This window comes from Actibacterium pelagium (assembly GCF_002285415.1).
Classification (GTDB): Bacteria; Pseudomonadota; Alphaproteobacteria; order Rhodobacterales; family Rhodobacteraceae; genus Actibacterium_B; species Actibacterium_B pelagium.
Map to the genome: position 1 here is coordinate 391,982 of NZ_NSBU01000006.1, position 21,857 is coordinate 413,838.

Below are 21,857 nucleotides of genomic sequence, written 5' to 3' on the forward strand. Positions count from 1 at the left end.
CGGCGTTAGCAAAAACGCGGATCGCGTGAGGTCGCGTTTCAACGGGCTGGGGGGCTGTAACAAATATTCGGACCGAAACGGCCCGTTCTTAGGGCTTGTTACAGGTTTCGTGATCGGTTTCAGAAAGAGAACGCCGTTCAGCAGGGCTAAAAGAAACGGCCAGAGACCCTGTTTGGGGCTCTGGCCGCGTCTATTGATTTCAAAACCGCTTACAGAAGGTCGGGCGGGGTCGCCGATTTCGACAGTTCCGCGACGATTTCGTCCAGCGACACGACGCTGGTCTGTTTTTCGCCAAGGCGGCGGACGGTCACGGTGCGCTCTTCGACCTCTTTCATGCCGATGGCCAAGATCACCGGTACTTTCCCAAGCGAGTGCTCGCGGACCTTGTAGTTGATCTTTTCGTTGCGGGTGTCGGCCTCGGCGCGGACGCCTGCGGCTTTCAGCGCGTCGACAACTTCGGCCACGAACGGGTCGGCGTCCGAGATGATCGAGGCCACAACAACCTGACGAGGGGCCAGCCAGAAGGGCAGCTTGCCGGCGTGTTCCTCGATCAGGATGCCGATGAAACGCTCGAACGAGCCAAGGCAGGCACGGTGCAGCATGAACGGGCGATGTTTCGCGCCATCTGCGCCGATGAAGGTCGCATCCAGACGTTCCGGCAGGTTGGGGTCAACCTGAAGGGTGCCGCACTGCCAGTCCCGGCCGATCGCGTCGGTCAGGGTGAACTCCAGTTTCGGACCATAGAAAGCACCTTCGCCTTCGAGGATCTCAAAGTCGTACCCGGCGGCCTTACAGGCGTCGCCCAAGGCTTTTTCCACGAAGTCCCAGCTTTCGTCGCTGCCGATCCGCTTTTCGGGGCGGGTCGACAGTTTGATGGTCCAGTCGTGGAAGCCAAGGTCGGCATAGACCTTGGACAGGAAGGCAATGAACTTCGCAGTTTCCGAGGTGATCTGGTCTTCAGCGCAGAAGATGTGGCCATCGTCCTGCGTAAAGCCGCGCACCCGCATCACGCCATGCAGCGCGCCCGAGGGTTCATAACGGGCACAAGAGCCGAACTCGGCCATGCGCAGCGGCAGGTCGCGATAGGACTTCAGGCCCTGATTGAACACCTGCACGTGGCAAGGGCAGTTCATCGGCTTCAATGCGTTGATCGCCTTTTCGCGGGCGTGCTCTTCGTCGACTTCAACGATGAACATGTTTTCCTGGTACTTGTCCCAGTGGCCCGAGGCCTCCCACAGTTTGCGGTCGACGACCTGCGGGGTGTTCACCTCGACATAGCCGTCCTTGTCCTGCATGCGGCGCATGTAGTCCTGAAGGGTGGTGTAGATGCGCCAGCCATTGGGATGCCAGAAGACCTGACCGGGGGCCTCTTCCTGCATGTGGAACAAGTCCATCTCTTTGCCCAGCTTGCGGTGGTCGCGCTTGGCGGCCTCTTCCAGCATGTGCAGGTGCTTCTTCAGGCCTTCTTTGTTCTGGAAGGCCACGCCATAGATGCGCTGTAACATCGCGCGGTCGCTGTCGCCACGCCAATAGGCGCCCGCGATGGACATCAGTTTGAACGCGTCGCCTGGCACCTGACCGGTGTGTTGCAGGTGGGGGCCACGGCAAAGGTCCTGCCAGTGGCCGTGCCAGTACATGCGCAGCGGCTCGTCGCCCGGAATGGCGTCGATCAGTTCGACCTTGTAGGGCTCGTTATTCGCCTCATAGAATTTCACCGCACGGTCGCGTTCCCAGACTTCGGTGGTTACGGGCTCGCGTTTGTTGATGATCTCTTTCATCTTCTTTTCGATGAGGGCGAGGTCTTCGGGTGTGAACGGCTCTTCGCGGTCAAAGTCATAGTACCAGCCGTTTTCGATAACCGGACCAATGGTGACCTTGGTGGCAGGCCAGATTTCCTGCACGGCGCGCGCCATGATGTGGGCGCAGTCGTGACGGATCAGTTCCAGCGCCTGGGCGTCATCCTTCATGGTGTGGATGGCGATCTCGGCATCTTCATTGATCGGCCACTGCAGGTCCCAGTGGGCGCCGTTCACAGTTGCAGAGATGGCCTTTTTGGCCAGAGAGTTGGAAATGCCAGCGGCGATTTCGGCAGCAGTGATGCCTGCGTCGAACTCGCGCGAATTGCCATCGGGAAAAGTCAGGGAAATCTGGGCCATCGGCCTTAGCTCCTCGTCAGTTTGGCGCCCACGGAACGCCCGGTTGCGGGTTATGTGTTGGTCCGCGTTGTGACGAGGTTTTGGGCGTCTGTCAACGGGTGACGTGCCCCGCCTGAGCCGGTCCCGGCGCAGGCAGCCCCCGGCCCCCTTCGATGGGGGGCTGGGGGCTGTTTTTGTCAGGTCAGTCCAGTTCGGCCAGACGATCCAGTGCGGCTTGCAGCTTGTCGGCTTCGCCTTGTCGCGCGGCAAGGTTGGCGCGGGCTTCTTCGACCACTTCTTCCGGAGCCGAGGCCACGAATTTGGGGTTGTTCAGACGTCCGTTCAGACCGCCGATTTCCTTGGCAAGTTTGCCCAGAGTTTTCTCAAGGCGCGCTTTTTCCTCTGCGATGTCAATGACATCTGCCAGTGGCAGGCCAAAGGTGCCGCCTTCGGCCGCGACGGTGACGCAGCCTTTGGGGAAGGCGTCTACTGCGCTCAAGCTTTCGATCCGTGCAAGGCGTTTGATCAGCGTCTCGTTGTTGTCCCACGCAGCCTGCGCATCGCCCGACAGACCAGTGTGCAGCATGTCCAGACGCGCGCCTGCGGGTACGTGCATTTGCGCACGGGCAGAGCGGATGTCTTCGATCAGGCCGATCACCCAGTTCATCTCGGTATCGGCTTTTTCGTCAATCAGATCAGCGGCCTTGTAGGTCGGCCAGTCGGTGTGAACCAGCGGCTTTTCGCGGGTACCCGAGGTCTCCCACAGCTCTTCAGTGATGAAGGGCATGATCGGGTGAAGCATGATGAAACACTGGTCCAGAACCCATGCCATGACGGCTTGGGTTTCGGCCTTGGCTTCGGCGTCGCCGCCCATCAGCAGGGGTTTCGAGAACTCGACATACCAGTCGCAGACCTTGCCCCAGACAAAGGCGTAAAGCGCATTGGCCGCGTCGTTGAAACGGAAGGTTTCCAGCGCCGCATCGACGGTTTCGCGGGTGCGGGCGACCTCGCCGATGATCCACTTATTCAGCGTATGTTTTGCGTGCAGATCCTGTACAGAAGCTGTGCGTACAACATCGGCCTCGAATACACCGTTCATCTCGGCGAAACGGGCGGCGTTCCACAGTTTGGTGCCGAAGTTCCGGTAGCCTTTGATCCGCTCCATGTCCAGCTTCAGCACGCCCCCAAGGGCGGCCATCGCGGCGGAAGAGAAGCGCAGCGCGTCGGCGCCGTATTCGTCGATGATGTCCAGCGGGTCCATGACGTTGCCGGTGGATTTCGACATCTTCTTGCCCTTGGCGTCGCGGACGAGGCCGTGCAGGTAAACCGTGTCGAAGGGTATTTCGTCGACAACAGCCAGCTGCATCATCATCATCCGGGCAACCCAGAAGAACAGGATGTCCTGACCGGTAACCAGCGTCGAGGTCGGGAAGTATTTCGAGGTCTCCTCGGTCCATTCGGGCCAGCCAAGCGTGCCGATCGGCCAGAGGCCGGACGAGAACCACGTGTCCAGAACGTCAGAGTCGCGCCAGACCGGGTAGACCAGCTTGGTCGGATCCTCGGTCACCTCGTATTCGGCAAGGCTGGCGGCAAGCGCGTGAACGGCGGCGTTGCGGTCTTCAACCTCGACCACTTTGGCGTGGTTCAGCGGCGTGGGCAGGCCGGCCTCGTCATCGACGAAGCGAGACTTCACATCTTCGAAGCTGGCACCACAGTGGCGTTTTTCGTCGCCCAGAAGCAGGTTCTGATCCATCAGCAGGCGGCCCATTTCGACAAAGTCGAGCTGGCCGTCGCCTTCGTCATCAACGAAGTCGTTGCCGGACAGGTCCAGACCGTACCAGACCGGAATCTGGTGTCCCCACCACAGCTGTCGCGAGATGCACCAAGGCTCGATGTTTTCCAGCCAGTGGTAGTAAACTTTCTCTCCGCTTTCGGGCAGGATTTTCACGTCGCCATTGCGGACAGCGTCCAGCGCGGGGCCAACAACCTTTTCGGCGTCGACGAACCACTGGTCGGTCAGCATCGGTTCGATAACCACTTTCGAACGGTCGCCGAAGGGCTGCATGATCGGCTTGTTCTCGACCATGGGGACGGTGACTTCGATCTCGTTGCCGTCGTCGTCCTTCTGGGTCTCGGTCGTCATGACGGCGAGGCCTTCGTCGGTGATCTGTTCAACGACCAGTTTACGCGCCTCGAACCGGTCCAGACCGCGCAGGTCATCAGGAACAAGGTTGATCACATCAACTTCGTTCTCGGTGAAGTCGGCGCCCTTTGCATGGGCTTGGGCCTTGGCAGCTTCCTTGGCGTAGTCTTCGCCATCGGCGCGCATGTGGCCCTTCATGTCCATCAGGCGGTACATCGGAATGCCACCGCGCTTGGCGACTTGGTAGTCGTTGAAGTCATGCGCACCGGTGATCTTCACAGCACCCGAGCCGAAGTCGGGATCGGGGTATTCATCGGTGATGATTGGGATCTGGCGGCGGTGCTCTTTCGGGCCAACCGGGATTTCGCACAGCTTGCCGACGATGGGCGCATAGCGTTCATCGGATGGGTGTACCGCAACCGCGCCATCGCCCAGCATGGTCTCGGGGCGGGTGGTGGCGATCGAGATATAGTCGCGCTCTTCTTCCAGCGTGACGTTGCCGTCTTCGTCTTTCTCGACATAGGTGTAGGTCGCGCCGCCCGCGAGCGGGTATTTGAAGTGCCACATGTGGCCCGCGACCTCGATGTTTTCGACCTCTAGGTCGGAAATCGCGGTTTCAAAATGCGGGTCCCAGTTGACCAGTCGCTTGCCGCGATAGATCAGGCCCTTTTCATACATGTCGACGAAGACCTTGATGACCGCGTCGTGGAAGTTGGGAGAGTTCTCGTGCCCAACCCGCGTGTCACCCTGTGCACCGGCCATGGTAAAGGCGGTGCGGTCCCAGTCGCAGGAGGCGCCAAGGCGCTTGAGCTGCTGAACGATGGTGCCGCCCGATTGCTCTTTCCATTCCCAGATCTTGGCAAGGAAATCCTCGCGCGAGAAATCAGTGCGTTTCTTGCCTTGTTCGTTCAGCTGGCGTTCGACAACCATTTGGGTCGCGATGCCGGCGTGGTCGGTGCCTGGCTGCCACAGGGTGTCGAAGCCCTGCATGCGTTTCCAGCGCATCAGGATGTCCTGCAGCGTGTTGTTGAACGCGTGACCCATGTGCAGGACGCCGGTGACGTTGGGCGGCGGGATCATGATGCAATATGTGCTGGCGCCGTCCTTGGCGTTGGCACCGGCACGGAAAGCATTTGCTGCTTCCCACTTGGCATAGATCCGCGGCTCGGCGGTGTTTGCGTCGAATGTCTTTTCCATCGGCATCGGGGTGGTCCCACATCGTCTGATCTAGAGTTGCTTCCCGTGTAACGAATGGCTGCGGGAAGGGAAAGACTGTGCGCGATATTCCCTTTCGGGCTGGACACCAAATCGTGGCCATTTAGGCTTTGCAGGGAATTAAGGAGATAACGCATGACGGAATTCGGCAAGGCACAGGGTGTGAACCGGGTCGAGGATGATCGGTTCCTTCGGGGCAAGGGGCGTTACGTGGACGATATTGCGCCCGAAGGGGCGGGGTTTGCGGTGTTTCTACGCTCCCCAGTCGCGCATGCGGTGATTTCAGAGTTGAACGTTGATGATGCGCGGCAGGCGCCCGGCGTGCAGCTGGTACTGACGGCAGAGGATATGCAGCGCGAAGGGATGCGCCCGCGGATGAACGCCACCGTTGCCCCGTGTGAGGATGGCAGCAAGGGCGCGGCGCCCACCCGGCCAATTCTGGCGACTGGCAAAGTGCGCTTTGTTGGCGAGCCTGTAGCGATGGTGGTCGCGGATACCCGAGAGGCCGCCTTGGACGCGATTGAGATGATCGTGTTCGAGTTCGACGACCTGCCCGCCAAGGTGGATCTTGGAGCGGGTGGGGAAACCATCCATGAAGAGGCCCCGGACAATCTGGCCTTCAACTATGGTCTGGGCGATGAAGCAGCGACCGACGCGGCGCTGGCAAACGCGGACCATGTGGTGAAGCTGCGGCTGTATGATAACCGCGTAGTCTCTAACCCGATGGAGCCGCGCGGTTGCTACGCCGAGATGGCCGAGGGCCGCCTGCACGTCGGTTACAACGGGCAGGGTGTCTGGGGGCTGAAATCGGAACTGGCCAAGGTGCTGGGCATGGAGGCCGAGGATATTCGCGTGACCACCCCCGATGTGGGTGGAGGGTTCGGCACGAAGGGGATGTCCTACCCAGAGTATTTCGCCGTCGGACAGGCCGCGCGGTTGTTGAACGCGCCGGTGCGCTGGATGGCTGACCGGTCAGAGACCATGCTGACCGACAATGCCGGTCGTGATCTGTATTCCGATGCGGTTATCGGGTTCGACAAGGACCTGAAGGTCGTCGCCTACCGGGTCGATGTGGCGTCGAACCTCGGGGCCTATAACTCTGGCTTTGCGCAGATGATCCAGTCTTACCTGTTCAGCCGGGTTCTGACCGGGGCCTATGACATCCAGACGGCCTATCTGAACACCAAGGGGTATTTCACCAACACTACTCAGGTGGATGCCTATCGCGGGGCGGGCCGGCCCGAGGCGATGTTCACGCTTGAGACGCTGATGCACCATGCGGCCCGACAGTTGGGTGTGGATGTGACAGAGCTGCGCCGCCGCAATTTCATCGCGCCGGACAAGTTTCCCTATAAGACCATCAGCGGCGAGGTTTATGACGTGGGCGAGTTTGCCCGCGTGCAGGACCGGGCACTGGCGCTAGCCGATGTGGGGGGCTTCGCCGCCCGCAAGGCTGAAAGTACGGCAAAGGGCAAATTGCGGGGGCTGGGGACGGCCTTTTACGTGGAATCGGTGCTGGGCGATCCGAACGAGACGGCAAAGGTTGAGTTTGCCGATGATGGCATGGTGAACCTTTACGTTGGTACCCAGTCGAACGGGCAGGGGCACGAGACGGCCTATACCCAGTTCCTGTCGTCGCAATCCGGTATCCCCAAGGACCGAATTCGCATCGTGCAGGGTGACAGTGACCTGATCGCCAAGGGGGGCGGAACGGGCGGTTCGCGCTCTGTCACTGTTCAGAACACGGCTATTTTGGCGACCGTGAAAGAGATGATCGCGACGCTGACCCCCTTTGTGGCGGGCCAGCTTGGGGTGGACGAGGCTTTGGTCACGTTTGAGGACGGGCAATTCCGGTCCGAGTCTTCGAACAAGTCGCCCACCCTGATGGAAGTGGCCGAAATGGCGCGCGACGACGACCGCGCCGAGCTTTTGGTGCATGAGGTATCTACCCGTCTGGCCGGGCGATCCTTCCCCAATGGTGGTCACATCTGCGAGGTCGAAGTCGACCCCGAAACCGGTTCGGTCGAGGTTGCCAGCTATGCGGTTGCCGATGATTTCGGCAACCTGATGAACAAGGCGCTGGTCGAGGGGCAGGTGCATGGCGGCGTTGTTCAGGGCATTGGCCAGATGCTGACAGAACATGTGGTCTATGACGAAGATGGGCAGCTGCTCTCGGGAACGTTTATGGACTATGCCTTGCCGCGTGCCTCGGACGCCCCCATTTTTAAATTTGTAACCGAACCTGTGCCAGGATCGGGCAACCCGCTGGGCATGAAGGGCTGTGGCGAGGCCGGAACGGTCGGCGCCATGGGCGCGGTGGCCAACGCGGTACAGGACGCTTTGGGCGGCGATCGGTTCCTTGATCCGCCCTACACGCCGCACCGTGTGTGGCAATATTTGCAAGAGGAGAGACGTGAAGCTTCGTGAACGGTTCGTAGGCTGGTTAAGGGCAAGAGGTCTTGCCCGGGCCACTCATGCGCATCCGATGCGGGGCCCCGTCACCCATGTGGTGATCCTTGACGGGACCATGTCGACCCTTGATCCGGGCTTCGAGACGCACGCAGGCACGCTTTACAAGCTGCTGTGCGATCTACCGGGGTCCGAGAATATCTCTGTCTATTATGCGGCGGGTATTCAGCTGCCTGACTGGATGGCGGCTGGGGATGTCTTGCGGGGCAAGGGGATCAACCAGCAGATCCGACAGGCTTATGGTTATCTGTCTTCACGGTATCATCCGGGGGACCGGATCTTCCTGTTCGGCTATTCGCGGGGCGCCTATGCGGTGCGCTCGCTATCCGGGGTGATTGACCGGGTGGGGCTATTGCGCGCCGAACATGCGATAGAGCGGAATGTGCGGCAGGCTTACCGGCATTATCGGGCGGTCGAACTGTCGGACTCGGGCCGGGAGTTCGCGCAGGCCTTTTGCCATCCACGGACAGAGGTCGAGATGATTGGCATCTGGGACACGGTCAAGGCGCTGGGGCTGCGGCTGCCTGTGGTGTCGATGTTCCGCGACCCTGCGCATTCCTTTCACAATGATCAGCTGTCGGACGTGGTGAAACACGGGTTTCACGCGCTGGCGCTGGATGAACGCCGGGTGGTCTATGCCCCGGTGATGTGGCGCTGCCCCGAGGGGTTCACCGGCCATGTCGAACAGATGTGGTTTTGCGGGGCGCATGGCGACGTCGGTGGTCAGTTAAGCGGGTTCGAAGCTGCCCGGCCCTTGGCCAATATCTCGCTGGTCTGGATGCTGGAGAAGGCGCAAGAGGTGGGTTTGGCCCTGCCCTCGGGCTGGTGCGACCGGTTTCCCTGCGATGTATCGGCCCCGTCCAAGGGCATGAACCATGGCTGGGGGAAGCTGTTCGTGTATCGCAGGTCCCGGATCGTGGGCTTCGATGCGTCCGAGGCGATTCACCCCACGGCCCGCGATCACCCGCTGGTTAAACACTGGGAGAGGGCTTCGGCCACAATCCCTCAGACAGAAGCACTGGCAGATACCCCCTAGGGCAGGTCCATGACCAGACAGGTGGCCGAGCCGGTTGCGTAAAGCTTGCCAGTCTCTACGTCCCGGACCTCGCCCCGAGCGACGCCCACCGTTCGGCCCACGGATTCGGTGATACCGATGGCCTCGACCAAGGTGCCAGCTGGAATGGCGCGGGTGATGTTCAGCTTGTATTCCAGCGTCGTATAGCCTTTGCCCGCAGGCAGTTCGGACTGCACCGCGCAGGACATGCAACTGTCCATCAACACCCCGTACCAACCGCCATGGGTTCCACCCATATAGTTCAGATGCTCGGTCAAGGGCGTGCCGCGAAAGACCACGCGGCCCGCCTCAACACTGTGCATGTGAAAGTTGATGGGCGCGCAGATGGGCGGCGGTGGAAAGCGGCCGTCGCACATGCGCTGCAGGACCTCTAGCCCCGATAGTGGTCGGACCTGATCCAGCGGAACAGTGGCGAATTTATGTGTTGAAGTAGACATGATACCCCTGCCATCATTCAAGCGATGGCTTAGGGGGTGTCAATTCATTCCTAATTGTCGCTTTACAAGAGACGGCGGATTAGGCCGCTTCAACCAGCTTCGGTGTCACACCGAAATCTTTGCACAGACGGGCCGAAAGGGCCGGTTTGTTCAGCGTGTAGAAGTGCAGGTCTTCGACACCGCCTTCGACCAGTTGGGTGCAGAGGTTGCGGGTGTAATTATGCGAGAACTCGGCGCCGCGGCCTTCCGAGATGGCCTTGGTGAAGGCTTCGTCCAGCCAAGCGGGAACTTTGGTGCCGCAGCGCTGGGCGAATTTCTTGACGCCGTCCCAGCTCTCGATCGGCAGGATGCCCGGCAGGATCGGAGCGTCGATGCCCGCCTTTTCGCAACGGTCGCGGAAGCGGAAGAAGGTTTCCGGCTCGAAGAAGAACTGGGTGATGGCGGAATTTGCGCCAGCTTCGAACTTTTGCTTCAGCCATGCGACGTCGGCATTGTTGTCGGCGGCTTCGGGGTGCGGGTCGGGATAGGCGCCGACGCGCAGGTGGAATTTGCCGGTCTCGGCAAGGGCCTCGATCAGTTCACAGGCGTTGGCAAAGCCTTCGGGGTGCGGTGTGAAATGGCCTTCGCCCTTGGGCGGGTCGCCGCGCAGGGCGACGATCTCGGTCACGCCGGCCTTGGCATAGGTGTCGGCGATCTCCAGCGTCTCAGTGCGGGTTGCGTTCACGCAGGTCAGGTGGGCCGCAACGTTCAGGCCATAGTTTTTGTGGATGATCTCGACCGCGTCATGGGTCAGCTCGCGCGTGGTGCCGCCCGCGCCATAGGTGACCGAAACGAAGCTTGGGTCAAACTCGTTCAGCGTCTGCACTGTGTCCCACAGGCGGAAGGCCGCTTTCATGGACTGCGGCGGGAAAAATTCGAACGAAACGCGGGGGGTGGTCATCGGGGAATCCTCTTGGGTGTTGAGGGGCTTGTCGCACGTCGCGCGTTGTGAGACAAATTCATAATCGTAAAGAAGGTTATGAGTCTGATTAAAGTATGCATCTGGAACTGCGACATCTGAGAACGATCAAGGCGATCCACGAGGCGGGTGGTTTGGCGCGTGCTGCGGATGTGTTGAACATCACCCAATCGGCGCTGAGCCATCAAGTGAAGGGCTTGGAAGAACAGGTCGGGATGGAGCTGTTCGTGCGGCGGTCGAAGCCGCTGAAACTGTCGTCGGCGGGGCAGCGGTTGTTGCGCTTGGCCGAGAAGGTCTTGCCGGAGGTGGCCGCCACCGAAGCAGAGTTTCAGGGCCTGCACGAAGGCAAGACCGGACGGCTGTTCATCACCTTGGAATGTCATGCGTGCTATGAGTGGCTGCTGCCGGTGCTGGAGGCGTTTCGGAAAGTCTGGCCCGAGGTGGATGTGGATATCCGGACCGGGCTGGCCTTTGACGCCTTGCCCGCGTTGGAGCGGGAAGATGTTGATCTGGTGATCTCTTCCGATCCGGTGGACTTGGCCGGGGTGCAGTTTGCGCCCTTGTTTGACTATGAGCCGGTTTTTGTCGCCGCAGCAGGGCATCGGTTGGCCGAGAAACCCTTTATCGAGGCGGAAGATCTTCGGGACGAGAACATCATCACCTACCCGGTGGACCGAGCAAAGCTGGATGTCTTCACCACATTGCTGACACCGGCCAAGGTAGAGCCGCGCGGCCATCGTCGGGTGGAACTGACCGAGGTGATCCTGATGCTTGTGGCCTCGGGCCGGGGTGTCACGGTGCTGCCGGACTGGGTGCTGCGCGAGGTGAAGAGCAGCGCCGATTACATCACGCGGCCCTTGACCAAAGGCGGTTTGGCCAAGCGGATGTATGCGGCGACACGGGACGAGGATGCCTCGAAGCCGTTCATGGCACATTTCATCCGATTGGCCCGAACCGAGCCTGTGAAGCTGCAACGCCGATAGGTGGATCGCTGTCGTCTTCCCGATGATTTAAACGGGAAATTTTCCCCAAGATGCTTGGGGACACCGTGGCGATTCATGTTAAATTACGGCCCATAGATTTCAGAACAGGGAGAAGACCGATGGGAATCCGTCAGACATCCGGGCGCGGACAGCGTTACGATTCAATTCTGGATACGGTTGGGGACACGCCGGTTGTGCGTTTGAACCGGATCGCGCCGAAGAATGTCGAGGTCTACGTCAAGGTCGAAGCCTTCAACCCTGCGGCCTCGGTCAAGGACCGGCTGGCCTTGAATATCATCGAAGCGGCCGAACGGGACGGGACATTGAAGGCCGGCCAGACCGTGGTCGAGGCGACCTCGGGCAACACCGGGATTGGTCTTGCGATGGTCTGTGCGGCCAAGGGCTATCCGCTGGTGGTGACCATGGCCGAGAGCTTTTCGATCGAACGCCGTAGGCTGATGCGGTTCTTGGGCGCGAAGGTGGTGCTGACCCCGAAAGAGCTGAAGGGCTTTGGCATGTACACCAAGGCCAAGGAGCTGGCAGACGCGAACGGATGGTTCCTTGCCAGTCAGTTCGAGACCTCTGCCAATGCTGATATGCACGAGGCGACAACGGCGCGCGAAATCATGAATGATTTTAAAGATAAGCCGCTTGATTACTTCGTGTCTGGTTACGGCACTGGCGGAACTGTGTCCGGTGTTGGTCGGGTGCTGAAGGCTGAAAGCCCCGACACAAAGATCATCCTGACCGAGCCCGCGAATGCGGCGATCCTTGGGTCTGGCTATGTGAATACCCGAAACGAGGATCACCAGCCGACCGAGGGGCACCCGGATTTCAACCCGCACCCGATCCAAGGCTGGACCCCGGATTTCATTCCGTGGGTTCTGCAAGAGGCCGTCGACAAGGGCTATTATGACGAGCTTTTGCCGGTTGCAGGGCCAGAGGGCATTGCTTGGTCGAAACGGCTTGCAGCGGAAGAAGGGATCTTCACCGGTATCTCGGGTGGGGCAACGGTGGCTGTCGCAATGAAAGTGGCAGAGTCTGCGCCGGACGGGTCTGTCATTCTGGCGATGTTGCCAGATACTGGCGAACGCTATCTGTCGACGCCTCTATTTGAAGGGATTGCCGAGGGCATGACCGACGAAGAGCGGGAAATCTCGGCCTCGACGCCCTTTGGGCAGATGGCGGCAGAGTAGTCCTCCTTGAATTGTGATCTGGGCGGTCTGGCTTTCGGGCCGCCTTTTTCAATGCTGATTTGTATGGGACGCATGGCTTCCCCCTTGGCAAAGCGGTGCACGGCGCGTATACGCGCGCTCTGACCACAGGAGTTCCCCATGATCGGCAGCGCAAACCTTAACATCATGCTCAAGGCCGCCCGCAAGGCAGGCCGCAGCCTTGTGAAAGACTTTCGCGAGGTAGAAAACCTGCAGGTGTCTTCCAAGGGCGCTGGCGACTTCGTGTCGAAAGCCGACATTCAGGCCGAGAAAATCCTGAAGGAAGATCTGATGGGCGCGCGTCCGACCTATGGTTGGCTGGGCGAGGAAACCGGTGAAGAGGAAGGGCAGGACCCGACCCGCCGCTGGATCGTCGATCCGCTGGATGGCACCACGAACTTCCTGCATGGGTTGCCGCACTGGGCTGTTTCTATCGCGCTGGAGCACAAGGGCGAGATCGTCGCCGGTGTCGTCTTTGATGCCGCCAAGGACGAGATGTTCTTTGCCGAAAAAGGCGCAGGCGCCTGGATGAACGAGACCCGTATCCGCTGTTCGGACCGCAAGCGCATGATCGAGGCGATCTTTGCGACGGGCGTGCCTTTTGCGGGTAAGCGGACGTTGCCTGCCACGCTGCATGACTTTGGCCGTCTGTTGCCGATGTGTGCTGGTGTGCGCCGCTGGGGCTCTGCTGCGCTGGATTTGGCCTATGTGGCTGCGGGCCGCTACGACGGCTACTGGGAGCGTGAGCTGAACGCATGGGATCTGGCCGCGGGCCTGATCATCGTGAAAGAAGCTGGCGGTCTGGTAGACGGTCTGCGTGCTGGTCAGAACCCGATCGACGGCAACGTCATCGTCGCCAACGAGCCGATTTTCGAAAGCTTCGCCAAAGTCATCCGCGAGCGTCCGGACGCCTAAGCCCCGGCTATTGCCAAGGTGAGCGTTTCTGCTTTCGCGTGACAGTCGGGATGTGCGTGCGTGTATAGCGCGCCTCGGGGTGCGGAGGGTGCCCCCGGGTGGACTGCCAATGCGTTTTGCCACCGCTTTTCAGCCAAACAGGCAGGGCTAGAACCAGCCCTGCTATGAAGCCTCCGGCATGGGCCCAATAGGCCACGCCGCCCGTGTCGGCAGAGGTGCCGACCCCGCTAAGCAGCTGTATCCCGAACCAAAGGCCCAGCATCGCCCAAGCGGGTAGGGTGATGATGCGGATCAAGATGACAAGGATCAGCAGCACATCGACCCGTGCTTTGGGATAAAGCAGCAGGTAGCCTCCCATCACGCCCGCGATGGCACCTGACGCACCAACCATGGGAACCAGCGAAGTCGGCGCAGCCACGTATTGGCATCCGGCAGCGAACAACCCGCTTGCGATATAGAAAGCCAGAAAGCCCACGTGGCCCATGCGATCTTCGAGGTTGTCGCCGAAAATCCAAAGAAACAGCATGTTGCCCGCCAGATGCATGAACCCGCCATGCAGAAACATCGAGGTAAAGAGCCCGTGCAGATTGGCCCCTTCCGAAACAAAGGCGGGCACGAACCCCCAGCTTAGGAAGAATCTGTGCAGGGCCTCTGGCTGAGAAAAATTCGGCAGGGATACCAGAAAGATCACCACGTTCGCAGCAATCAGAGCGAAAGTGACGACGGGCACTCTGCGAGAGGGGTTGTGATCGCGGATCGGAAACATGGCCTCAAGCTAAGAGCTGTTCGCGTGACGTCAAGCAGGTGCCCCAAGCGAGAGTGAATTTGACGGAACGCGAAATTTTAGCATGATATGATCATGCGTTACCTCTTCGCCTTTGTATTTCTGGCGGCCCCGGTGGCGGCAGAGACCTGTCCGGCGAATGTTTCTTTACCTGCCGATCATGCTGCCCTGATGGAAGATATCCGGACTGCCCCTGACCCCGAGACGGCCAGACTTCTTTCGATGCGCGCGTGGGAAAACTGGGCGACCGCACCTGACGCGCATGCACAGGGCTTGCTGGACGAGGGCATGTCACGACGAAGTTCCTATGATTACGCGGGAGCTCAGAAGGCATTTGAGGCATTGGTGGAATATTGCCCGGATTACCCCGAAGGCTATAACCAGCGAGCTTTCATTGCCTTTCTTCGTGGGGATTATGAAGCGGCTCTTGCAGACATCGAGATCACCTTGGCGCGAGTGCCCAACCATTTCGGCGCACTATCGGGTCGCGCTTTGACGCTGATGAACATGGGGCAGTTCACCGAAGGGCAGGAGGCCTTGAAAGAGGCACTGGCCGTGAACCCGTGGTTGCCAGAGCGCCATATGTTGATTCCGGAACCCGGCACAGAACTCTGATGCAGTTTACGCGGAATACGGGTTTTCCTTCTTCCAATAGCGGCATAGAACATCAATACCCTGCGTGCCCGCGTGGTGGAATGGTAGACACAGGAGACTTAAAATCTCCAGGCCGTATGGCCGTGCCGGTTCGAGTCCGGCCGCGGGTACCAAGGCTTCTTCAATATTGTGTGCGGAAATAAGCCGAGCCGTATCGAACGCTTGGGCGTTTTTTTACCGAACCATTCAGGAGAGGGATGACAGGAGTTTCGTTCTGATTGCCAAGTACGACACTGGGGCTTAGGAGGGCTTCAACGCAAGAGGACCCAGTCGGACAGTAAGCTGTCCGTCACTCGGTCAACAAAAAGAACAGGCCACTGATGCACGTTTACCTACGCAAACCCATTGGGTTCGGCAGAGCAAAGATGCTTGCACCGGTTTTAAAGCGTTACCGGTGTCGTCACGCGCTTGCGAAGTTGCCCAGACCAGTTGCTGCCGTGGCTGTCCATGCGGTATCGCTGCCACGCAGCAAGGCTATATTCGTGAAGAACTCAAAGGCTGCCTGCACCTCGTTGAGTCAACAGATTTATCGCTGGGAACACGGCCAAGCGTTCGAGGGGGTAAATGTCCATCGTGACAGAAGTCTCATCCAAGGGATTTGGGAGTTTCCAAAAATTGTTGAAGCTTTTCTTGACCCTGACTTTGTCAAAGTCTCAACAGTGCGAGACCCGGTGCGCCGTTGCGTGTCTGGTTTTACCGACTTTGTGTTGGACCGAAAGAATGGGAACCTCAAATACCACAGACTTCACTGGGAAAAGGTCGGTATGTTTGGTGCCGAATCCAAATCGAAAAAGTTCGACCTTTTCCTAGACTATGTCGAAGAGAGCATTGGCCTAAATCCCGAGTTGACCGACGAGCATTTCCGGCAACAGTTCTACAACCTTCGGCCAGATCACATAGACTATGACCACCTTCTTCGCGTAGAGCACCTTTCCGAAGATTTGGAAGAATTAGGCAGATCTCTTGATCTGTCTTCAGCGCAAAAAGTGCCGGGCAAAAACAGGTCAAACAAGAGCCGCCATAGTTTCCTTCCAACGCCAGAACAGATCGATCGTATAGAGGAAATATACGCGATAGACTTCGACTGGCTCGAAAATATGGGGTATCGTTCTAGGAAAGGGGAGCAGCTGTGAAGCGTCTTTCGACCTTTCTGATCAACCTTAACAGCTCAAGGGCCCGTTTGGAGTCCTCTCGCAGCAAGCTGACGACAGCAGGGATCGGTTTTGAACGTGTTTCGGCCTTTGATGGGCGCGGAATGGATCCCCTTTCGTGTCCCGAGTACGACGAAGCGCGAGCCTTGTCATGGTTCGGCCGCAAGCTGTCGGGTGCGGAGCTGGGTTGCTACTTCTCGCACGTGCGAGCAGCTGAACGATTTCTGGAAAGCGGTTCAGAATACGGGTTGGTCCTGGAAGATGACATCAAAGTCCAACCGGACGCTAGGGCTGATTTGGAGCAGGTGATCGACATTCTCGACAGTGGTCATTGTGAAAACTGGTACATGGTCAACCTTGGGCGCAAAGTTAAAAGGCTCTATCAGCCATGTCAGCCGTTGCACCAAGCTGGCGGCAACTTGTTTTGCAAGGCTCACTATTTCCCGGACACGACTTCTGCGATTCTATGGTCGCGTACCGGGGCGAAAGAATTTCTAAAGGTCGCCTATCCGATCTTCATGCCTGTCGATCACTTCTTGCGGTATTGGAATTGCGAAACTGATGAGGGTTTTGGAGTAACATCGCCAATTTTCCCTCAGCTAGGACAAGACAGCGTTATTCGTGCTGCCGCCCCTCCGAGTGAATTGCAGCGTGCACGGTTTTATCACCTGCGAAAACAAAGACGACTTTGGGCTAACAAGATTAAAGCCAAAAAGAATCTGCAAATGTCGGCAATACCAAATGGCGGGGTTGCCGATCGTACAACAGCGCTTTAGCGCGACTAGGCTCTTGAAATACGTTTCAATTCTTTCGGGTATTCAGAACGGCCGGGCGCTTCCCGCGCCGGGCCACAGGGTTCTGCGTCTGAATGAGTCGCAGGTACCAAGGTTATCCTACTTATATACTGGTGTACGCCCTTGCATCACGGCCATGACCGTCTCTACCTGATTGGGGGCACCCATGATGTCTGCTTGCAGTTCAGCCTCTAGTTTCAGGCCCGTTTTTGCGTCGGCTTGCCAAGCACCGTCGACCAGTGCCTTTGAGGCCTGAACCGCGTCTGGTGACCGGGTGGCAAGCTCTGAAGCCAATCGATGGGCTTCTTCTAGCGGAGCGTCGGCGATTCTTGTGATCAATCCAAGATCGGCTGCTTCGGGTGCCGACAGAACGCGACCCGTCATGATCAGCTCCTTTGCAACATCCGCGCGTAGAAGGTGGGGCAAGGATTGAGTTATTCCCATATCGGGGATCAGGCCCCATTTGGCCTCCATAATCGACAACCTTGCTGTAGGAGAGGCAATGCGGAAATCCGCCCCTAGGGCAAGTTGCATACCCGCCCCAAAGCAGACACCGTAGATTGCGGCAATCACCGGGACCTTCAGTTCGGACCAAATGGTGATCGGCTTTTGAAAAAGGTTCGCCGTTTCTCCCTCAGGCGGATTGAGCATTTTCTCCTTGATTTCTGCCATTTTTGGCAGGATTGACTTCAGTAGGTTCAAGTCGATACCGGCGCTGAACGTATCGTCAGAACCGCTAAGGACAACGGCGCGAACTTCGCGGTTGTTTTGCAGTGTTTGCGCGGTTTCGACCAAGGCATCCAGCAAGTCGAAATTCAACGCGTTCTTTTTGTCAGGGCGGTTAAGAGTTACCGCTGCCACGTGGTTTTCAACATTTAATGTTAAAATTTCCGCCATGGTGTCCTCCGCTTCCTACGTGCTGCCATTGTGCGGGGAGAGCGGGGAATGTCATGGGAAACGTGGCGTCAGCCAGATTCAGTCGCGGCCCAACGGGATCGGGCCGCGATAATAGGATTTAGTCGCGGGTGCCAGCGAATTTGGCTTCCCATTCTTCGCGCTCTTCATCGCTGATCTTGCGGAAGGTGACATCCGGCACGGTGAAGGCGTGGCCAGTGGGCAGGGCGGACAGGGCGGCGGCGACGTCGTCGGGCCAGCTGTCGTCTGCTGTTTGCATCGCAGTCATCAGTGTTGCGCAGGCGTCCGGGATGAACGGGCGCGACAGGACCGCGTAGACGCGGATCAGGTTCAGGGCCAGACGAACTTGGGCTGCGGCCTGTTCCGGATCTTCCTTGAAGGTCGACCATGGGGCGGCGGATTGCAGGTACTCGTTGCCGGCAACCCAGATTGCGCGCAGCTCAGTGGCTGCTTTGCGGACGTCCATCGCCTCCATATGGCCTTCATAGGCACGGATGCGGGTGGTCAGATCGGCGATCAAAGCGTTTTCCTGTTCGCCGAATGCGCCGCCTTCGGGCACGACTTCGGTGAATTTCGAACGGCAGAATTTGGTGACGCGGCTTACGAAGTTGCCCAGCACGTCGGCAAGGTCTTTGTTGACCGAGGCTTGGAAGTTCTCCCACGTGAACTCGCTGTCCGAGTTCTCGGGGGCGTGCGAAAGCAGCCACCAGCGCCAATAGTCGGCGGGCAGGATATCCAAAGCCTGATCCATGAAGACGCCGCGACCTTTTGAGGTCGAGAACTGGCCGCCGTCATAGTTCAGGTAGTTGAAGGATTTGATGTAGTCGACCAGCTTCCAAGGCTCGCGCGAGCCCATGATAGTCGCGGGGAAGGACAGGGTGTGGAACGGCACGTTGTCTTTGCCCATGAACTGGACGTAACGCACGTCATCGGCGCCTTTATCAGTGCGCCACCAGCGTTCCCAATCGGCGTCTGTCTTGCCATTGTCGTCGGCCCATTCGGCCGTGGCCGCGATATATTCGATCGGGGCGTCAAACCAGACGTAGAAGACTTTGCCTTCCATCCCCGGCCACGGTTCGCCGCCTTTGGTGACTGGCACGCCCCATTTCAGGTCGCGGGTGATGCCGCGGTCTTGCAGCCCGTCGCCGTCATGTAGCCACTTCTTGGCGATCGAGGTGGTCAGAACTGGCCAGCCCTTCTGGCTGTCGATCCATTTGTCGATGTCGTCCTTCAGCGCGGTTTGCTTCAGGTACAGGTGCTTGGTCTCGCGCACTTCCAGATCGGTAGAGCCGGAGATGGCGGAACGCGGCTCGATCAGGTCGGTCGGGTCCAGCTGTTTGGTGCAGTTTTCGCACTGGTCGCCACGGGCGCCGTCATAGCCACAGTTGGGGCAAGTGCCCTCGATATAGCGGTCAGGCAGGAAACGGCCATCGGCATTAGAGTAGACCTGCTTTTCGGTCACTTCTTCGATAAAGCCGTTCTCGGCCAGTTTCTCGGCCAAGTGCTGTGTCAGCTGGTGGTTCCGCTGCGACGATGACCGGCCGTAGTGATCAAATGACAGGCGGAACCCTTCGGCCAATTTGGACTGCTCGGCGTGCATCCGTTTGCAGTAATCGGCGACATCCTCGCCGGTTTTGGCAGCGGCCAGTTCCGCTGGCGTGCCGTGTTCGTCTGTGGCGCAGATGAACATCACTTCATGGCCGCGCTGACGTTGGTAACGGGCATAAAGGTCTGCGGGCAGCTGAGAGCCCACAAGGTTACCCAAATGCTTGATCCCGTTGATGTACGGAAGGGCCGAGGTGATGAGGATACGCGCCATGATCGTTCTCTTGGAAAATTGGTTTCGACCCCTTTACCGCAGCGCAAAGGGGTTGACCAGTGGCGGCTATGCTTGAGGGGTCGTCTTCCGCTCACGGGTGGCTTTCATCAGGCGGCCAATGGTGAAGGAGGTCCGCGGCGCATAAACGAAGCGCGTACGCTTCTTGAGAGTGGGGCGGACACGCATTCGGCTGAGGCCGAAAATGATCAACAGGATGTGTCCGGTAGAGATCATCCAGAATAGCGCGTTTGGTCCGAACCAATCGATCAGTTTGGCAGCCAACAGCGGCGACCCAATCGCCCCCACTGCAAACAGGAACATAAGCGCTGCGGTCAGTTCGGCCCGTTCTTCTGTCTTGGCAAAGTCATGGGCATGGGCCGCTGAGATCGAATAGAGCGGAAAGGTTGTAAGCCCGAAAACGGCGATGCCCAAGATAATCGCTGTCGCACCCAGACTTGGCAGAATGACGCAGGCCACTGCAGACGCGATTGCGGCGCCGGACAGGCCAATCAATACAATGCGTCGGTCATAGCGATCTGCCAACCATCCAACCGGGTATTGGGCAACAATGCCACCTAAGAAGAAGGCCGCCATGAACAGGGCGATCTGATCCAGTTGCAGTCCAACCTCTTGCCCGTATAGCGGGCCGACCATCCGAAACGCGGCCGAGGCCAGCCCGGCAACAGCCACTCCTGCCGCAGCAAGCGGCGAGCGGCGGATCGCCAGCATTGGTCGCAGACGTAAAAGCTTGGGGACCAACGGCTGTTCAACCTTGGTCAGGGCCAGGGGCAGCAGCGCCGCGCAACAGATGATCGCAAGCAGGTTGTAGGCGACATAGGTCGCCGGTGTCAGGATGCTGATCATCAATTGCGCCGCCATCGCACCGCCCATATCGACTGCCAGATAGACAGAGGTCGTACGGCCTCGTGTCTCGTTCGTGGTTCTTGCCTGAAGCCAGGATTCAATGATGGTCGCGCAGCCTGCGATGCAAAGGCCCGTCGCCATACGCATCACCGCCCAAGCAATGGGGTCGGTGATCATCATATGCGCTAGAAGGCTGATTGCGCCGGTCGCGGTAAAGGCAGCGAAGGCGCGCGCGTGGCCCACGCTTCCCATCAGACGCGGGGCCCACCAGCAGCCTGCGAAGAACCCAAAGAAGTGGGCAGACCCCAATAGGCCGATCTCTCCGCGCGTGAAGCCAAGGGCCACACCAGACAGTGCATCTAACGGCCCGGTCGCGTTGATGCTGAGCTGTAGCAACACAGTGGACATGAAAAGCGCTGTAAAAGCGATCAACATACGCATGACGAATCGACCTGAGTAAGTGGCGAGTCCGGGGACATTGCTGCGGGTTGGAAGTGAACTCAAGTCTTGAGCGGTTCAGGGTGTTGCGACGGGGCGCGGCAGTGTGGGGTTTGGGCGATCGGCGGAAAAGGCATGTGAAGATTCGGCGTTGACAAACCTGACAATAATAGTCAGGTTACGCGCAAGCCAACCGCAAACGGTCAGCGAACTGTAGATTTTAAACCTTCATGGAGGTGGCGATGACCATTGCAGCCCAAATTGCTGAGGCGTTGGAAGTTCAATTGCCTTGCTATGACGCCGAGAAGCTGACCAATCAGGGAAGCTTGGCACATATCGTTCTGAAAGATCAGGTTTACACGCTGCGGATCACCCGCGCTGGCAAATTGATTCTAACCAAATGAGCAGGGCAGGAAATCGCGGTGGCGCACCCGTAGGATTGGTCACGGACCTTGGCCCGGTAGAGGCCAGTGCAGTGCTGACCTTTCGGTCGTGGTCTGACGGGCCAAGCGGGCGTCAGTCAGTTTTGCGGCAGTTCGAGCAGAGCTTGGGTAAGGATCATGGGCATGCCGCGCTCGAGGCATTCTCGGAATTGGCAAAGCTTTGTACGCGCCATGGGCGGCGGCCATTGATGCGTCACGAACTGGCGTGCCAGTGCCTTGGAGCAGACGAATCCTGTTTCGCAAATTTGATTGCAGAGGCGGCAGAGGGTGACCCCGAGGATGCGATGCTGATTGCGACCCTTCTGGTGCGCGCCGATATGGCGCCTTGTCTTGCGGCCTTGGCACGAGACGTGGGGTTGGCGTTGAAGCGTATGTCGCTTCGGTCCCGGAAAGCCTCTGTTACCTTAGGGACAACTGTGCACTGACGCACGAAGCTAAGGGATTTGCGGGT

General features: G+C 58.9%; 18 protein-coding genes and 1 tRNA gene. 11 read left to right on the forward strand and 8 right to left on the reverse strand.

Annotated elements, in window-relative coordinates:
- Positions 1-209: 209 nt before the first annotated feature.
- Complete coding sequence (thrS, locus tag CLM58_RS08790; protein ID WP_095595550.1) at positions 210-2,156, reverse strand: threonine--tRNA ligase; 1,947 nt, start codon at positions 2,154-2,156, stop codon at positions 210-212.
- A gap of 181 nt (positions 2,157-2,337) precedes the next feature.
- Positions 2,338-5,481: a valine--tRNA ligase gene (locus tag CLM58_RS08795; RefSeq protein ID WP_095595551.1), complete on the reverse strand. Its 3,144-nt coding sequence runs from the start codon at positions 5,479-5,481 to the stop codon at positions 2,338-2,340.
- 147 nt (positions 5,482-5,628) lie between these two features.
- Between CLM58_RS08795 and CLM58_RS08800 the strand changes: the two genes are divergently transcribed.
- Positions 5,629-7,920 carry a xanthine dehydrogenase family protein molybdopterin-binding subunit gene (locus CLM58_RS08800; RefSeq protein WP_095595552.1) on the forward strand — a complete coding sequence of 764 codons (2,292 nt, stop codon included), beginning with the start codon at positions 5,629-5,631 and terminating at the stop codon, positions 7,918-7,920.
- Positions 7,907-8,998, forward strand: coding sequence for a DUF2235 domain-containing protein (locus tag CLM58_RS08805; RefSeq protein ID WP_229666216.1), 1,092 nt, complete (start codon positions 7,907-7,909; stop codon positions 8,996-8,998). Before CLM58_RS08800 ends, CLM58_RS08805 begins: the two co-directional genes overlap by 14 nt.
- On the opposite strand, the gene CLM58_RS08810 is transcribed toward CLM58_RS08805, so the two are convergent.
- Together CLM58_RS08810 and metF are read right to left on the reverse strand one after the other, a co-directional pair.
- Positions 8,995-9,474, reverse strand: coding sequence for a PaaI family thioesterase (locus tag CLM58_RS08810; RefSeq protein ID WP_095595554.1), 480 nt, complete (start codon positions 9,472-9,474; stop codon positions 8,995-8,997). The genes CLM58_RS08805 and CLM58_RS08810 overlap by 4 nt on opposite strands.
- Positions 9,475-9,553: 79 nt before the next feature.
- Entirely contained in the window at positions 9,554-10,414 is an 861-nt protein-coding gene (metF, locus tag CLM58_RS08815) for a methylenetetrahydrofolate reductase [NAD(P)H] (protein ID WP_095595555.1), read from the reverse strand.
- Positions 10,415-10,509: 95 nt separating this feature from the next.
- Here metF and CLM58_RS08820 point away from each other — a divergent pair, with 95 nt between their 5' ends.
- The 3 genes from CLM58_RS08820 (at position 10,510) to CLM58_RS08830 (ending at position 13,544) form a co-directional block, all read left to right on the forward strand.
- On the forward strand, positions 10,510-11,415 hold the full coding sequence (locus tag CLM58_RS08820) for a LysR family transcriptional regulator (protein ID WP_095595556.1): 906 nt from the start codon (positions 10,510-10,512) through the stop codon (positions 11,413-11,415).
- A 119-nt stretch (positions 11,416-11,534) separates the two neighbouring features.
- Entirely contained in the window at positions 11,535-12,611 is a 1,077-nt protein-coding gene (cysK, locus tag CLM58_RS08825) for a cysteine synthase A (protein WP_095595557.1), read from the forward strand.
- A gap of 138 nt (positions 12,612-12,749) precedes the next feature.
- Positions 12,750-13,544, forward strand: a complete 795-nt coding sequence (locus CLM58_RS08830; RefSeq protein WP_095595558.1) for an inositol monophosphatase family protein — start codon at positions 12,750-12,752, stop codon at positions 13,542-13,544.
- 7 nt (positions 13,545-13,551) lie between these two features.
- Here the strand turns inward: CLM58_RS08830 and CLM58_RS08835 are convergent, their stop codons facing one another.
- A complete protein-coding gene (locus CLM58_RS08835) occupies positions 13,552-14,310 on the reverse strand; it encodes a rhomboid family intramembrane serine protease (RefSeq protein WP_095595559.1) in 759 nt (252 codons plus the stop codon).
- Between the two features lie 93 nt (positions 14,311-14,403).
- Here CLM58_RS08835 and CLM58_RS08840 point away from each other — a divergent pair, with 93 nt between their 5' ends.
- From CLM58_RS08840 to CLM58_RS08855, 4 genes are all read left to right on the forward strand, one after another.
- Positions 14,404-14,943: a tetratricopeptide repeat protein gene (locus tag CLM58_RS08840; RefSeq protein WP_095595622.1), complete on the forward strand. Its 540-nt coding sequence runs from the start codon at positions 14,404-14,406 to the stop codon at positions 14,941-14,943.
- A 66-nt stretch (positions 14,944-15,009) separates the two neighbouring features.
- Positions 15,010-15,095: transfer RNA gene (locus CLM58_RS08845), tRNA-Leu, on the forward strand.
- A 252-nt stretch (positions 15,096-15,347) separates the two neighbouring features.
- A complete protein-coding gene (locus CLM58_RS08850) occupies positions 15,348-16,115 on the forward strand; it encodes a sulfotransferase family 2 domain-containing protein (RefSeq protein WP_158221883.1) in 768 nt (255 codons plus the stop codon).
- A complete protein-coding gene (locus CLM58_RS08855) occupies positions 16,112-16,909 on the forward strand; it encodes a glycosyltransferase family 25 protein (protein ID WP_095595561.1) in 798 nt (265 codons plus the stop codon). The genes CLM58_RS08850 and CLM58_RS08855 overlap by 4 nt, the downstream gene beginning before the upstream one ends.
- Before the next feature lie 117 nt (positions 16,910-17,026).
- Here CLM58_RS08855 and CLM58_RS08860 read toward each other — a convergent pair whose 3' ends face one another.
- The 3 genes from CLM58_RS08860 to CLM58_RS08870 all read right to left on the reverse strand — a co-directional run bounded on the left by CLM58_RS08860 (position 17,027) and on the right by CLM58_RS08870 (position 20,966).
- Positions 17,027-17,824 carry a crotonase/enoyl-CoA hydratase family protein gene (locus CLM58_RS08860; protein ID WP_095595562.1) on the reverse strand — a complete coding sequence of 266 codons (798 nt, stop codon included), beginning with the start codon at positions 17,822-17,824 and terminating at the stop codon, positions 17,027-17,029.
- A 118-nt stretch (positions 17,825-17,942) separates the two neighbouring features.
- Positions 17,943-19,661 (reverse strand): methionine--tRNA ligase, encoded by a 1,719-nt coding sequence (metG, locus tag CLM58_RS08865; RefSeq protein ID WP_095595563.1) that lies wholly within the window; start codon positions 19,659-19,661, stop codon positions 17,943-17,945.
- Between the two features lie 66 nt (positions 19,662-19,727).
- Positions 19,728-20,966 (reverse strand): MFS transporter, encoded by a 1,239-nt coding sequence (locus CLM58_RS08870; protein WP_095595564.1) that lies wholly within the window; start codon positions 20,964-20,966, stop codon positions 19,728-19,730.
- A gap of 239 nt (positions 20,967-21,205) precedes the next feature.
- On the opposite strand from CLM58_RS08870, the gene hemP reads away from it, so the two are divergent.
- Positions 21,206-21,367, forward strand: coding sequence for a hemin uptake protein HemP (hemP, locus tag CLM58_RS08875; protein ID WP_095595623.1), 162 nt, complete (start codon positions 21,206-21,208; stop codon positions 21,365-21,367).
- Positions 21,364-21,831, forward strand: coding sequence for a hypothetical protein (locus tag CLM58_RS08880; RefSeq protein WP_095595565.1), 468 nt, complete (start codon positions 21,364-21,366; stop codon positions 21,829-21,831). The genes hemP and CLM58_RS08880 overlap by 4 nt, the downstream gene beginning before the upstream one ends.
- The last annotated feature ends 26 nt before the right edge of the window (positions 21,832-21,857 follow it).